The organism is Amycolatopsis endophytica (assembly GCF_013410405.1).
In the GTDB taxonomy this organism is placed as follows: Bacteria; Actinomycetota; Actinomycetes; order Mycobacteriales; family Pseudonocardiaceae; genus Amycolatopsis_E; species Amycolatopsis_E endophytica.
Map to the genome: position 1 here is coordinate 2858796 of NZ_JACCFK010000001.1, position 13980 is coordinate 2872775.

General features: G+C 70.8%; 12 protein-coding genes. 8 read left to right on the forward strand and 4 right to left on the reverse strand.

What is annotated here, in order from left to right:
• Positions 1-357: 357 nt before the first annotated feature.
• On the forward strand, positions 358-1668 hold the full coding sequence (locus HNR02_RS14220; RefSeq protein ID WP_179773654.1) for an amidase: 1311 nt from the start codon (positions 358-360) through the stop codon (positions 1666-1668).
• 15 nt (positions 1669-1683) lie between these two features.
• Here the strand turns inward: HNR02_RS14220 and HNR02_RS14225 are convergent, their stop codons facing one another.
• Both HNR02_RS14225 and HNR02_RS14230 read right to left on the reverse strand, forming a co-directional pair.
• Positions 1684-2964: a coiled-coil domain-containing protein gene (locus HNR02_RS14225; protein WP_179773655.1), complete on the reverse strand. Its 1281-nt coding sequence runs from the start codon at positions 2962-2964 to the stop codon at positions 1684-1686.
• 59 nt (positions 2965-3023) lie between these two features.
• Positions 3024-5018: an SDR family oxidoreductase gene (locus HNR02_RS14230; protein WP_179773656.1), complete on the reverse strand. Its 1995-nt coding sequence runs from the start codon at positions 5016-5018 to the stop codon at positions 3024-3026.
• A gap of 189 nt (positions 5019-5207) precedes the next feature.
• On the opposite strand from HNR02_RS14230, the gene HNR02_RS14235 reads away from it, so the two are divergent.
• Positions 5208-6047: a Bax inhibitor-1/YccA family protein gene (locus HNR02_RS14235; protein WP_179773657.1), complete on the forward strand. Its 840-nt coding sequence runs from the start codon at positions 5208-5210 to the stop codon at positions 6045-6047.
• A gap of 154 nt (positions 6048-6201) precedes the next feature.
• Positions 6202-7008, forward strand: a complete 807-nt coding sequence (locus HNR02_RS14240; RefSeq protein WP_179773658.1) for an LppU/SCO3897 family protein — start codon at positions 6202-6204, stop codon at positions 7006-7008.
• 58 nt (positions 7009-7066) lie between these two features.
• Here the strand turns inward: HNR02_RS14240 and HNR02_RS14245 are convergent, their stop codons facing one another.
• The gene (locus HNR02_RS14245) at positions 7067-8287 is read right to left on the reverse strand and encodes an acetyl-CoA C-acetyltransferase (protein WP_179773659.1); all 1221 of its coding nucleotides are present in this window, start codon (positions 8285-8287) and stop codon (positions 7067-7069) included.
• Between the two features lie 110 nt (positions 8288-8397).
• On the opposite strand from HNR02_RS14245, the gene HNR02_RS14250 reads away from it, so the two are divergent.
• From HNR02_RS14250 to HNR02_RS14270, 5 genes are all read left to right on the forward strand, one after another.
• The gene (locus tag HNR02_RS14250) at positions 8398-9768 is read left to right on the forward strand and encodes a cystathionine beta-synthase (RefSeq protein ID WP_179773660.1); all 1371 of its coding nucleotides are present in this window, start codon (positions 8398-8400) and stop codon (positions 9766-9768) included.
• Positions 9769-9895: 127 nt separating this feature from the next.
• The gene (locus tag HNR02_RS14255) at positions 9896-11263 is read left to right on the forward strand and encodes a hypothetical protein (protein WP_218902856.1); all 1368 of its coding nucleotides are present in this window, start codon (positions 9896-9898) and stop codon (positions 11261-11263) included.
• A gap of 127 nt (positions 11264-11390) precedes the next feature.
• The gene (locus HNR02_RS14260) at positions 11391-11855 is read left to right on the forward strand and encodes a hypothetical protein (RefSeq protein ID WP_179773661.1); all 465 of its coding nucleotides are present in this window, start codon (positions 11391-11393) and stop codon (positions 11853-11855) included.
• A 2-nt stretch (positions 11856-11857) separates the two neighbouring features.
• Positions 11858-12310: a hypothetical protein gene (locus tag HNR02_RS14265; protein ID WP_312861008.1), complete on the forward strand. Its 453-nt coding sequence runs from the start codon at positions 11858-11860 to the stop codon at positions 12308-12310.
• A gap of 9 nt (positions 12311-12319) precedes the next feature.
• A complete protein-coding gene (locus tag HNR02_RS14270; RefSeq protein WP_179773663.1) occupies positions 12320-13477 on the forward strand; it encodes a cystathionine gamma-synthase in 1158 nt (385 codons plus the stop codon).
• Between the two features lie 175 nt (positions 13478-13652).
• Here HNR02_RS14270 and HNR02_RS14275 read toward each other — a convergent pair whose 3' ends face one another.
• The gene (locus HNR02_RS14275; protein ID WP_179773664.1) at positions 13653-13934 is read right to left on the reverse strand and encodes a hypothetical protein; all 282 of its coding nucleotides are present in this window, start codon (positions 13932-13934) and stop codon (positions 13653-13655) included.
• Between the last annotated feature and the right edge of the window lie 46 nt (positions 13935-13980).

Genomic DNA, 13980 nt, shown 5'->3' on the forward strand with positions numbered 1-13980 from the left:
GTTCGCCTTCTTCCTGTGATGTGCCGCACCTGGATCGATGAGGGGTTCCGGATACCGAACCGGATTCTAACGGCCGGGCAAGGGGATCCGGGCGGGGGCGATCCGGCCCTGCCCGCGCCGGCCCACTTCGGAGTACCGGACTGAGCAGCCCTTCTCACCTTGCGCGAGGAAGCAGGTACGGTTCGTGGCTGAGCGATCGTGACATATCCGACATTGCCCGGCTGTGGTTCCCTGGCTTGCGAGCACCGGGCGTGCTTGCCCGGTCACCCTCCCGGTGCGGATGATCGAGAATTGCGGTTTCGCAATAGCACCAATGCGATGCCTGGTCACCCGTTTTCCCGGCGATAGGCTGTGATCATGGTGCTGACGGCGAAAGCGCTGGCCCGTGCGGTGCGGGCCGGGGAAATGGATCCGGAACACGAGACCGGGCGCGTGATCGCGGGAATCGAGGCCGCCGACCGGATCGTCGGAGCGTTTCGCAGGGTGCGCTCGGCGGAAGCGGTGGCCGAGGCCCGTGCGGTCCGGGAGCGCGGCGATCTGGCCGATCTGCCGCTGGCCGGGGTGCCGGTCGCGGTGAAGGACGTCGCGGAGGTCGCGGGCGAGACCGTGACGCGCGGATCGCGTGCCGGCGCGGGAATCCCCGCTGGTTCGGACCACTTCGTGGTGCGGCGGCTGCGGGCGGCGGGCGCGGTGATCGTCGGCGTCACGCGCGTACCGGAGCTGTGCATCTGGCCGATGACCGACTCCCCGGAGGCCGTGACACGCAACCCGTGGGCGCCGGAGTACACGGCGGGCGGTTCGTCCGGCGGGAGCGCGGCGGCGGTGGCGGCCGGACTGGTGCCGGTCGCGCACGGCACGGACGGCCTGGGCTCGATCCGGCTGCCCGCCGCGATGTGTGGTCTGGTCGGGATCAAGCCGGGCGCCGACGTGCTGGCCGAGGACGGCTGGTTCGGGATGTCGGCGCACGGCAGCCTGGCGACGACGGCCGAGGACGCGGCGTTGCTGTTGTCGGTGCTGGCGGACCGGCCCGATCTCGCGGAGGCCGGCGAGCCGGGGCACCTGCGGGTCGCGGTGTCGACGGAGGTGCCGCTGACGCACGCGCCGGTACCACGACCGCTGACGGCGGCGGTGGAGCACGTCGCGGACCTGCTGGCGGCGTCGGGCCACGCCGTCGAGCGGGCGCGGCCGCGCTACGGCGTCGAGCCGTTGGCCGGGATCCTGGAACGCTGGTTCGCGGGCCCGGCCGAACAGGCCGAGGCGCTGGACCGCTCGCTGTTGCAGCCACGCACGCAACGGCACGTGCGCATCGGGCACGCGGTGCGGAAACTGGTGCGCCCCGGAACCGCGCGACGCTGGATCGAGCGAGCGGCGGAGTTCTTCACCGCCCACGACGTCCTGATCACCCCGACACTGGCCACCCTGCCGCCGAAGGCCGCCGAGTGGCACACCCGGTCCTGCGCCGCGAACGCGGTGCCGTCCATCGCCTTGGCGGGCTTCACCGGTCTGTGGAACCTGGCGGGCTACCCCGCGATGTCCCTCCCCGCCGGCCGCCACCCGAACGGCCTGCCGATCGGGATCCAGCTGGTGGCCCCACCCGGCGGCGAAGCACGGCTCCTGGCGCTGGCCGCCCGGCTGGAGGCACTCAACCCCTGGCAGCGCCTCCCGTAACCAAATCGGGTGGGGCTACTTCCGCTTCGGCGGCCGCGGTGTCTCCTGCGCCGCCGGGCCGGCGAGCGCGGCGGGCGGCTTCCCGGTGACGGGGCGTGCGGCAGGCTTGGTGTCGCCGTTCCTGCTGGGCTTCGCGTTGCCGGTGGAGGTCGGCTTCGCGTCGCCGGACGGGGAAGGCTTCCGACCGCTGGGCTGGGGGAGCTTCTGGCCGCCGGGCTGCGCGGGCTTCGGCGCGGCCGACGTCGCCGGGCCCGCCGGCGTCGCCGAAGCCGGGGGCTTGTGCGCCGCATCCGCCGGACCGGCGGGCTTGGCCACCGGGGCGGCACCGCCCGTCGGCTTCACCGGGGGCTGCACCGCGGGCACCGTCTGCTGACCCTCCGGCGCGGGCACCTCGACCACGCGGCTCATGTCCACGACGGACTCTTCCCGCAGCGGCTCCAGCGAGACCTGGCTGCGTGCCAGCACCTCGTCGGTCTTGCGCAGCCGTCCGGCGACCTCCGTGCTGACCCTGGTCAGCCGGTCGACCAGCGCCTTTGCCTCGCCTTCGCGCTTCTCGGCCTTCGCCGTGGCCTCCGAGACCAGCTTGCGGGCCTGCGCCGTCGCCTCGTCGACGAGCCGCTTCGCCTCCGCCGTCGCCTCCGCGATGCGCCGCTCGGCCTGCTGCTTGCTCGCCGTCTGCTGGTCGGCGACCTGCTTCTCCAGCGTGGCCCGCTGCGACGCGAGGGACTGCTCGAAATCGTGCTGCATCGTGCGGCGCTTGCGCTCGGCGTCGATGTCCAGCTGGGTCCGCCGCCGCGCGGCCTCCGACGTCAGCCGCTCGACCTCGGCCTTGGTCGCCTCCAGGGCACGCTTGTGCTCGGCCTGCAGAGCCTGGCCGTGCGTGTCCAGTTCGGCCAGCAGACCCTGGTACCGCTCACGCAGCTTCCCGGACAGCTCGGTGGTGGCGCTCCAGTGCTCCTCCGCCGCGACCTGCGCGCGCGAGGTGATCTCCTCGGCCCGCATCTCGGCGAGCTCGACCGTGCGCTGCATGCGCTCGTCCAGGTCCTCGACGCGCTCCGGCGGCCGCTTGAGCTCCTCGACCCGGTTGCGCAGGCGGGCGATCTCACCACGCGCGCCCTCCAGCTCGCGCGACAGGTTGTTCGCCTGGGACATCGCGTTGTCGCGATCAGCCATCACCCGGCGCAGGTTCGCCTCGACGTGGTCCAGGTACTGCAGCACCTGGCCGCGGTCGAAACCGTGCCACACCTGGTTGTAGTCGCGCCTCAACGGCAGCAGGCTGTCGCGCTCGGGAACCATGCGAAAACCGTACCCGCGCACAGCGTGTTAACACGGTCAGGCCACGCCCGGTGTGTCACTCACCAGTGGAATCCCCTGGTCAGCTTGATCAGGGTGTTCGCGGCGCGGGACAGGTGCCGCTCACCCTTGCCGATGCGTAGTTCACCGCTGCCGCCCGCCGCCGTCGAATCGGGGAAGACGCGGTAACCCTCGTAGGCGACGGTGTCGACCAGGCCCGGCACCAGCGTGTACGCCGCCTGGATCAGGTACCCCTCTGGCGTGCCGATGTGCTTGGGGCGGGTCTTGAGCGCCCGCAGCACCATGTCCGCCGCCTGGTCCGGCGACTTCGTCGGGAACGCGTCGTAGATCTTCGTCGGCCGGATCATCGGCGTCCGGACCAGTGGCATGTGGATGGTCGTGAACGTGATGCCGTCGCCCTGGGTCTCGGTGGCGGCGATCTTGCTGAAGTAGTCCAGCGCGGCCTTCGACGCGACGTAGGCCGAGAACCGCGGCGCGATGCCCTGCACCCCGATCGACGACACGTTCACCACGTGCCCGAACTTCCGCTCCGCCATGTGCGGCAGCACCGCGAGGATCAGCCGCACCGCGCCGAAGTAGTTGATCGCCATCGCGCGCTCGTAGTCGTGGAACCGGTCGAACGACAGCTTGATCGACCGGCGGATCGACCGGCCGGCGTTGTTGACCAGCATGTCGATGCGGCCGTGGTCGCTCAGCATCCGGTCGACGATCTTGCGCACGGCCTCTTCGTCGGTGAGATCGGCCGGGTAGATCGAGGCGTACCCGCCCGCCGCGATGATCTCCTCGCGGACCTCCTCCAGCTCCGCCTCGCGCCGGGCGACGAGCAGCGGCACACCGCCCTCCGCCGCGACCTTCAACGCGGTCGCCCGCCCGATGCCCGACGACGCGCCGGTGATGATCACGCGGCGGCCGTCCAGCTGCCCGCGCGGCCCGTGCTTGCGGGCGCGGAACGGGTCCAGGTGCTCGCGCCAGTACCGCCACAGCGTGGCGGCGTAGTCCTCGATGCGCGGCACCTCGATGCCGCTGGACGCCAGCTCCTTGCGCGTCGCCGAGGACGCGAAGACCGACGGGAAGGCCAGCGTGTCCAGGAGGACCGCCGGAATGCCCAGTCGCTCCAGAAACGCGTCGCGGGTGATCGTCACCCCGGGCACGTGCTCGCTCAGCCGGACCAGTTTCAGCAGGCCGCGGGACAGGCGCCGGTCCAGCTCGACGTCGACGGTCGGCGCACCGGCCGCGCGGGCGAAGGCGTTGTAGACCGACAGCACCGACTGCGGTTCCTGGCTGACCAGGTGGAACGCGCGCCCGTCGAGGCCGGGCTTGACGACGAGTTCCAGCAGTGCCCTGGCCACGTAGTCGACCGGGACGACGTTCGTGTCGCCGAGGTCCGGCCCGGCCAGCGGGACGTTCGGCAGCGCGGCGAGCCTGCTGATCGCGGGGAACAGGTAGTAGGGGCCGTCGATCTTGTCCATCTCGCCGGTCCGCGAGTGGCCCACCACCACGGCCGGCCGGTACACCCGCCACGGCACCTCGGACTGCTGCCGGACCAGCCGCTCGGCCTCGAACTTCGTGCGGTGGTAGGGCGTCGGCAGGCGCTGACCTGTGTCGAACATGTCCTCGGTGAACACGCCCTCGTGGTCGCCGGCCACGGCCACCGACGACACGTGGTGCAGACAGCCCGCGCCGATGTCCGCGGCCAGTTCGAGCACGTGGCGCGTGCCGTCGACGTTGGCCTTCACGCTCGTCGCGTCGTCGGCGGTGAGGTCGTAGAGCGCGGCCAGGTGGACCAGACCGGTCACGGCTCCGCGCAGCTCGTCGCGCGTGTCCTCGTCGACGCCCAGTCCCTCCCGGCCGATGTCGCCGTCGACCAGTGTCACCTTCTCCGGATGCGGCCAGGCGTTCACCAGGCCGGTCAGCCGCTCCCGCGATTTCTCCCTGACCAGGAGGAACACGCGGTCGACGTCATCCCGCGCCAGCAGCAGCGGCGTGAACTGGCGGCCGATCAGCCCGGTCGCGCCCGTCACGAGATACCCGGTCATATGCCCTCCCGCCGTTGCGGCCCGTGCTGCATTGTGCGCCCACCAGGGCGTCGTGACCACAGTCATAGTGCACGGGGGCCCGGAAACGATCAGCGGGCGCGAGTAAAGTCGCCTTTACTTGACGGGAACCGGCAGGGCGCTGCCGACGTTGTAACCGATGCAGGTGCCAGTAGATCCAGGAGGATCAAGGTGCGTTCCACAAGCAACCCAGCGTTCCGCAACCTGCCGACAGGCAGCGCGGGGCACGGCTCGTACGGGCCGAACGTAGGCTTCAACCAGCCGCAGGGCATGCCCGGTTACGGCATGCCGTCGGGCTACGGCACGCCGCAGGCGCCGCCCACCGAGCGTCCCATGACGGTCGACGACGTCGTCATCAAGACCGGGCTGAGCCTGGGCACCGCCCTCGTCACCGGCGTGCTCGCCGCGATCTACGCGATGGGGCAGGCCGGGGCGAACAACATCGGCCCGATCATCGGGCTGATGGTCGGCGGCATGCTCGTCGGCCTCGTGCTGTCGCTGATCATGATCTTCCGGCAGAAGCCCAGCGGCCCGATGACGTTGATCTACTCGGCCGCCGAAGGCGTGTTCCTCGGTGCGATCACCGGGCTGTTCGAGTTCATCTACGAAGGCATCGCGCTGCAGGCGATCCTGGGCACCGCGGGCGTGTTCATCACGATGCTGGTGGTCTACAAGACCGGCGCCGTGAAGGTCACCCCGAAGCTCACCAAGTGGATCATCGGCGCGACGGCCGGTGTCGCGATCCTGATGCTCGCCAACCTCGTCCTCGGCCTGTTCGGCGTGAACATGGGCCTGCGGGACGGCGGGGCGCTCGCGATCATCTTCAGCCTGGTCGTGATCGGCATCGCGGCGTTCAACTTCCTGCTCGACTTCGACATGGCGGACCAGATGATCCGCCAGGGCATGCCCGCCAAATGGGCCTGGTTCGCCGCGTTCGGCCTCATGACCACCCTGGTCTGGCTCTACCTGGAGATCCTCCGCCTGTTGTCTTACTTGCAGGGCAACGACTGACGGCCGCTGGCTGACTCCATCAGAAGGACACTCGGTGATCGCCGGGTGTCCTTCTGTCATGTTCTCACCCTTTTGGCGGGGTCGTGATCGTCCCGTTGACTACGCAGTGTTGGATACGGACATCTGTCGTCCCGTTTACACCTGTGAGGTCCGCGTGAGCGTCCCCCCGCCGCCGGCTGCGCCTGGAGGGCAGCCGGCGCCGTTCGGCAACCAGCCTCCCGGCCAGCCCGGCCCCGGAAACCAGGGCGGCTTCGGCGCGCCCGGCCAGCCCGGCCAGTTCGGCCCGCCGCCGGGTCAGCCGGGCCAGCCGGGCCAGCCCGGCGGGTTCCCGCCCCCGGGCCAGCCGGGGCAGCCCGGTGGGTTCCCGCCGCCCGGCCAGCCCGGCGCCTTCGGCCCGCCCCCGGGTCAGCCGTTCGGCCCGCCGCCCGGTCAGCCCGCCAAGAAGAACAAGCTGGGCTGGCTGCGGATCGTCCTGCCGATCGTCGTCGTCGCGATCGTCGGCATCGTGGCCATCGTGAACTTCGTCGGATCCCCCGACTCCGCCGCGGTCGGCGACTGCCTGCAGGTCAAGACGTTCTCCAGCAGCGAGGAACCGAGCAAGATCGACTGCTCGGACGACGGCGCGAACGTCAAGATCGCCGCCAAGCTCGACAGCGCGTCCGCCGACTGCCCCGGCGAGAACTACGACACCTACAGCGTCACGGGCAGCAGTTCCTACCGGCTCTGCCTCATGATCAACGCCAGGGAGGGTGACTGCTTCGCGAACATGAGCAGCTCCACCCAGGACGGCTACAAGCGCGTCCCGTGCACCGACCCCACGGCCGAGATCGAGTTCGTGAAGGTCGTCACCGGACAGGCCGCGGAGTCCGTGTGTGACGCCGTGGACGGGAGCATCCCCGTCGTCTTCCCCGAGCCCGCGACCACGATGTGCGCGGTCGGCAAGGACGGTTCGAGCGCCTGACCACCCGTAACGAAAAGGCCCGGCGCACCCTCGCGCCGGGCCTTCTTCGCGTACGGGGTCAGCTGAGGCGCTCGAGCACCATCGCCATGCCCTGGCCGCCGCCGACGCACATCGTCTCCAGACCCCACTGCTTGTCGTGGTGCTGGAGCGAGTTGATCAGCGTCGAGGTGATGCGCGCCCCGGTCATGCCGAACGGGTGGCCGACCGCGATCGCGCCGCCGTTGACGTTCAGCCGGTCGATGTCGATGCCCAGGTCCCGGTACGAGGGGATGACCTGCGCGGCGAACGCCTCGTTGATCTCGACCAGGTCGATGTCACCGATGGTCTTGCCCGCACGGGCCAGGGCGCGCTGCGACGCCTCGACCGGGCCGTAACCCATGATCTCCGGCGACAGACCGGAGACCCCGGTCGACACGACCCGGGCCAGCGGCGTGATCCCGAGCTGCTTGGCCTTCGTGTCGGACATGATCACCAGCGCGGCCGCGCCGTCGTTGAGCGGGCAGCAGTTGCCCGCGGTGACCCTGCCGTCGGGGCGGAACACCGGCTTGAGACCGGACACGCCCTCCAGCGTGACACCGGCGCGCGGGCCGTCGTCCTTCGCCACGACCGTGCCGTCGGGCAGCGTCACCGGCGTGATGTCCTTGGCCCAGAACCCGTCCGCGATGGCCTTCTCGGCCAGGTTCTGCGACCGCACACCGAACTCGTCCATCTCCTCGCGGGAGACGTTCTTGAGTCGCGCCAGGTTCTCCGCGGTCTGGCCCATCGCGATGTAGACGTCGGGGATCTGGCCGTTTTCGCGCGGGTCGGTCCAGGAGTCGGCGCCCTCGGCCGCGGTCTTCGCGGTGCGCGCCTCCGCGTCGGCGAAGAGCGGGTTGTGCGTGTCGGGCCAGGAGTCCGAGCTGCCCTTCGCGAAGCGCGACACGGTCTCCACGCCCGCCGAGACGAAGACGTCGCCCTCGCCCGCCTTGATCGCGTGCAGCGCCATGCGGGTGGTCTGCAGGCTGGAGGAGCAGTAACGGGTGATGGTGCAGCCGGGCAGGTGGTCGTAGCCGAGTTCGACCGCCACGGCGCGGCCCATGTTGAACCCGGACTCGCCGCCGGGCAGGCCGCAGCCCAGCATCAGATCGTCGATGTCCTTCGGGTCCAGCTGCGGGACCTTGTCCAGCGCGGCGCGGACCATCTGGACGGCCAGGTCGTCCGGGCGCATGCTGACCAGCGAGCCCTTCCCGGCTCGGCCGATCGGTGAACGCGCCGCGGAGACGATGACGGCTTCGGGCATGGCGGGACACTCCTTCGGGTCGGACTAAGCGCGTGCTTACCCACATCCTGCCCCTTCCGGGCGCGCCGTCAAACCCCTGAGCGACGAGAACCACCTCTACTGTGGGGGGCGTGAAATACGTCGAGCACATCGTCGACCTCGTGGGCGACACCCCGCTGGTCAAGCTGAACTCCCTGACCGAGGGCCTGGCGCCGCTGGTGCTGGCGAAGGTGGAGTACTTCAACCCCGGCGGCAGCGTGAAGGACCGCATCGCGCTGCGGATGGTCGAAGCCGCCGAGGCATCCGGCGAGCTGCGGCCCGGCGGCACGATCGTCGAGCCCACCTCCGGCAACACCGGCGTCGGCCTCGCGATGGTCGCCCAGCGCAAGGGCTACGAGTGCGTCTTCGTATGCCCGGACAAGGTCAGCGAGGACAAGCGCAACGTGCTCAAGGCCTACGGCGCCCGCGTCGTGGTGTGCCCGACCGCCGTCCCGCCCGAGCACCCGGACTCCTACTACTCCGTCTCCGACCGCCTGGTCACCGAGATCGAGGGCGCCTGGAAACCCAACCAGTACGCCAACAAGGAGAACCCGGCCAGCCACTACCACTCGACCGGGCCCGAGATCTGGGAACAGACCGAGGGCAGGATCACGCACTTCGTCGCGGGCGTGGGCACCGGCGGCACCATCTCCGGCACCGGCCGCTACCTCAAGGAGGCGTCGCACGGCCGGGTCAAGGTCGTCGGCGCCGACCCGGAAGGCTCGGTGTACTCCGGCGGCACCGGTCGCCCCTACCTGGTCGAGGGTGTCGGCGAGGACTTCTGGCCGGACACCTACGACCGCGACATCGCCGACGAGATCATCGCGATCTCCGACGCCGAATCCTTCGCGATCACGCGCCGCCTCGCGCTGGAGGAGGGCTTGCTCGTCGGCGGCTCGTGCGGGATGGCCGTGGCGGGCGCGCTCAAGCTCGCCGAGCGGCTCGGCCCGGACGACGTGATCGTCGTGCTGCTGCCCGACGGGGGCCGCGGCTACCTCGGCAAGGTGTTCAACGACCAGTGGATGGCCGGGTACGGCTTCCTGTCCCCGGACTCCTCGGGAGCCACGGTCGGCGACGTGCTGCGCGCCAAGACCGGATCGCTGCCCGACCTGGTCCACACGCATCCGAACGAGACGGTCGCGGAGGCCGTGGCGATCCTGTCCGAGTTCGACGTGAGCCAGATGCCGGTCGTCAGCGCCGAACCGCCGGTGATGGCCGCCGAGGTCGTCGGCGCGGTCAACGAGCGGGAGCTGCTGGACGCGTTGTTCACCGGGAAGGCCCAGCTGGCGGACCGGCTGGACAAGCACATGTCGCCCGCGCTGCCGACGATCGGTGCCAGTGAGGGCGTCGGCGCGGCGATGGAGGCGCTCTCCGGTGCCGACGGCGCGCTCGTACTGGTCGACGGCAAGCCCGCGGGGGTGGTCACCCGCCACGACCTGCTCGGTTTCCTCGCCGGACGGTGATCTGGATGTCATCGCGCGGAACCCCCGGGGCGTTACGAGCGTCTATGACCGGTATCCGATAGCGTGTGGCCAGCCGGACCAACGTGAATACGCATTGTCAGTCCTCTCGAGGGGGTTCAAGACCCACATGAGCGCTCCGCAGCCGCCTAACCAGCCGTGGGGTGGCGGCCAGCCGCCTCAGGGCCCGCCGAGCGGTCCCCAGCAGCAGCCAGACAACCCGTTCGGCTCGTCGGAGCCGACCCAGGTCGTGCAGCCCGGCCAGACACCGCAGCCGTCCGAGGGCGGCTCGTTCGGCGAGACCGCGGAGCCGACCCAGGTCGTCCAGCCCGGTGGCGACCCGAACGCCACCCAGAAGGTCAACCCCGGTGACCAGCCGGGTGCGGAGTCCACGCAGCTGGTGCCTCCGGGCTCGCAGCCGCCGGCCATCCCGTACGCGCCGCCGCCGAGCGCCGCGGACAACCCGGGCGCGGTCAACCCGCAGCAGGGCTTCGGGCAGCAGGGTTTCGGCCAGCAGCAGCCCGGTTTCGGGCAGCAGCAGCCCGGCCCCTACGGTCAGCCGCCGCAGGGGTTCGGCCCGCCCGCACAGCCGGGTGGCTTCGGCCAGCCGCCGCAGCAGGGTTTCGGCACCCCCGGCTACGGCGCCCCGCAGGGCGGCGGCGCGGGCGGCAACGCCCAGCTGTTCGGCTGGATCGCCGGTGGCCTCGCCGCGCTGCTGGGCCTGCTCGGCCTGATCTTCGCGCTGGTCGACTTCGGTGACCTTGGCGACTACTCGTCCCAGTACGACTCGTTCAAGGAGCAGGCGGCACAGCTCGGTCTGCCCTCGCCGGGGCTCGTCTGGTTCTACGCGATCATGCTGCTGATCGGCGGTCTCGCGGCGCTGGCGGGCGGGGTGCTGATCGCGCTCGCGGGCAAGCTGTCCGCGTCGCTGAAGAAGATCGCCCCGATCCTCACCGCGGTCGGCGGCTTCCTCATGCTGCTGTTCGGCATCCTGATGATGACCGCGTTCCCGAGCGAGATCGACGACTACCCGGGCACGCCGGTCGCGCAGATCATCTTCGGCATCGTGGCGCTGGCCATCGGTGTCGCCGGGATCGTCCCGGCCACGCAGCAGTTCGTCGGCCTCGGCGGTCCCGGCCAGGGCGGTCCCGGTGGCCCCGGCGGGTTCGGTGGCCCCGGCGGCTACGGCCCGCCGAGCGGTGGCTTCCAGCAGCCGGGTCAGTACGGCCAGCCCGGCCAGTTCGGGCAGCAGCCCGGCGGTCCGAACCCGCAGAGCGGTGGGTTCCAGCAGCCGGGTCAGCCCGGCCAGTTCGGCCAGCAGCCCGGGTACGGCCAGCCGCCGCAGCCGGGTCAGTACGGCCAGCCGCCGCAGCAGCCCGGCTACGGTCAGCCCGGCCAGTTCGGGCAGCAGCCGGGTCAGCCGCAGCCCGGCCAGTACGGCCAGCCGCCGCAGCAGCCCGGCTACGGCCAGCCCGGCCAGCCGCCGCAGCAGTGGTGACCAGCTGACTGAAATTCGATGCCCCCGGCCGCGCGGCCGGGGGCATCGTCTTTTTCCCAGTTGATGCCCCTGAGCTGGGAAGGCGGCTAGGGTGGCGCCGAAAGAGGTCCGATCCCCTGGGGGCGCTGTGACGAGTCCGGTCGGCCGCGAGCCGCGCCCCAACGGCACCACCGCGATCCTCGCCGGGGTGTTCGGGCTGCTCCTGGCCGTCCTGCTGGGCTACCTGCCGTTGAAGTTCTTCGTCGACTACAGCTTCGACGGGATGGACGGCAGGGTGCGCGGCGTGCTCGGGATCTACGCGGCGGCGGCGCTGGTCCTGCTGGCCGGTGCGCTGGTCACGTTCTTCCGCGCGGTGACGGGTGCGGTGCTGTTGCTGGTCGGCGGGTTGCTGGCGGTCGCGGCGGTCGTGCTGGAACCCGTGCTGCTCTACCCCGGCTACTTCGGGGACTTCTTCTCCGCGATGTTCCGGTTCGCGCCCGACGACGCTTTCGTGCGGGTCGGGGCCGCGGTCGGCGGGCCGGTCGTGTTCGTGCTCGCGGTGCTTCCGTGGACCTTCCGGTACCTGCGGCACCGCCCGGCTGGTAGTTGGTAGTGGTGATCTTCTCGTCTCACTCCGAAGCCGCCGCGACTTCCCGCGGCGGCGGCACCGGTATCACCGCGGCCGTCCTGGCCCTGCTCGGCGGCCTGTTCCACCTGGTCGGCGTCGCGGGCGGCGCGGTGCTGCTGGCAGGTGACTACGACCTCGGCCGTGGTCTGCTCACGTTCGCCACGCACCTGCTGCTGGCCGCCGCCCTCATCACCGGCGGGGTCGGGCTGGTGCTGGCGAAGGAGTTCGGCCGCGTCGCCACGATCATCGGTGCGGTCGCGGCGCTGGTGGTCTACGTGCTGGTGCTGGTGCTCGGCGCGTTCGGGGTGTACTTCCTCGGGCTCGTGGACGCCGAGGTCCCTGTCGTCTACATCGCGGTCCTGTGCGTGCCCGCGGTCGGCACGCTGGTGCTCGCCCTCCTGCCGACCACCGCACGGTGGGTGACCGGGGGCTGGTCGTAGGCTGGGGGCATGACGCACGACCTGTCCCGCTCCGGCTTCGAAACGCGCGCCATCCACGCCGGTCAGGAGCCTGACCCGCGCACGGGCGCGGTCATCGTGCCGATCTACCAGACCTCCACCTACGCGCAGGACGGCGTCGGTGGCACCCGTGAAGGTGACTACGAGTACTCCCGCACGGCGAACCCGACGCGCACGGCGCTGGAGCAGGCGCTGGCCTCGTTGGAGGGCGCCCGGCACGGCCTGGCGTTCGCGTCCGGCATGGCGGCCACCGACGCGGTGCTGCGGACCGTGCTGCGGCCCGGTGACCACCTGGTCCTGGGCAACGACGCCTACGGCGGCACCTTCCGGTTGATCGACAAGGTCCTCAAGAACTGGGGCGTCTCCTACGGCGTCGCGGACCTGTCGAACGTGGACGAGGTGCGCGCCGCCGTGCGTCCGGAAACCAAGCTGATCTGGTGCGAGACGCCGTCGAACCCGCTGCTGGGCATCGCCGATCTCGCGGTGCTGGCGGAAATCGCCCATGGCGCCGGTGCCAGGCTCGTCGTGGACAACACCTTCGCCACGCCGTACCTGCAGACGCCACTGGCACTGGGGGCGGACATCGTCGTCCACTCGACCACCAAGTACCTGGGCGGCCATTCCGACGTGGTGGGTGGCGCGGTCCTGACGAACGAGGACGAGCTGCGTGAGCAGCTGTTCTTCCTGCGCAACTCGGCGGGAGCCGTCCCCGGCCCGTTCGACGCGTGGCTGACCCTGCGCGGGTTGAAGACGCTGGCCGTGCGGATGGACCGGCACTGCGACAACGCCGAGCAGATCGCCGAGATGCTGTCCGCGCACCCGAAGGTCGCCGAGGTCTACTACCCGGGCCTGACCGCCCACTCCGGGCACGACGTGGCGGCCAAGCAGATGCGCCGCTTCGGTGGCATGATCTCCTTCCGCCACGCCGACGGCCGTCAAGCCGCGCTGGACACCGCGTCCCGCACGGAGCTGTTCATCCTGGCCGAGTCGCTGGGCGGGATCGAGTCCCTGATCGAGCACCCTGGCCAGATGACGCACGCCAGCGTGGCAGGCTCGATGCTCCAGGTCCCGGCTGACCTGCTGCGTCTGTCGGTGGGCATCGAGGACGTACGCGACCTGAGCGAGGACCTGCGCGCGGCGCTGGGGTAGCGGCGCGCGCCGTGTCCACCGCTGGGTGGTCATCCCGGAGCCAGCGCTGCGCGCAAAAGTGCCGTGGCCCGGGCTTTCCCCCGACGCCTGATCGTCAGGGCGGCTTTGTATCGGGGGCGGGGGAGGTGGTGGTCCTGTTTGGTGCCAGCGCGCCGGTTCTCGCTGGTTCCTTGGCTCAGGGGCGGTAGTTCCGCACTTCCGCGTTCTTCGCGTCCCCGCTCGTGGTTCCCGTGCGGGTGCCCTGGAGGTCCGGGCCGTGGACGCAGCCGCCGACCAGTTCCACATAGTTGTCGTGCCGGATGTACTGCGCCGGGTCGCCGCAGTTGGCTCTGTCGACCGTGTACACGGCGGCTCCGGTCAGGGCGAGTGCGGACGTGACGCCCGCGACCAACGGCAGCAGGCCCGCCGAACGCGTGGCACGTCGGACTCTGCCGCCCGATTCGCTCCGCGATGGCATGGCTACTCCCGATTCGCCGAAACTGACCGCTCCCAGGGTACCGAAA

Excerpts from the sequence above, each read along its gene's own strand:
- HNR02_RS14220 (WP_179773654.1), top strand. The coding sequence starts at position 358 with ATGGTGCTGACGGCGAAAGCGCTGGCCCGTGCGGTGCGGGCCGGGGAA.
- HNR02_RS14275 (WP_179773664.1), bottom strand. The coding sequence starts at position 13,934 with ATGCCATCGCGGAGCGAATCGGGCGGCAGAGTCCGACGTGCCACGCGT.
- HNR02_RS14255 (WP_218902856.1), top strand. The coding sequence starts at position 9,896 with ATGAGCGCTCCGCAGCCGCCTAACCAGCCGTGGGGTGGCGGCCAGCCG.
- HNR02_RS14245 (WP_179773659.1), bottom strand. The coding sequence starts at position 8,287 with ATGCCCGAAGCCGTCATCGTCTCCGCGGCGCGTTCACCGATCGGCCGA.
- HNR02_RS14270 (WP_179773663.1), top strand. The coding sequence starts at position 12,320 with ATGACGCACGACCTGTCCCGCTCCGGCTTCGAAACGCGCGCCATCCAC.
- HNR02_RS14230 (WP_179773656.1), bottom strand. The coding sequence starts at position 5,018 with ATGACCGGGTATCTCGTGACGGGCGCGACCGGGCTGATCGGCCGCCAG.
- HNR02_RS14225 (WP_179773655.1), bottom strand. The coding sequence starts at position 2,964 with ATGGTTCCCGAGCGCGACAGCCTGCTGCCGTTGAGGCGCGACTACAAC.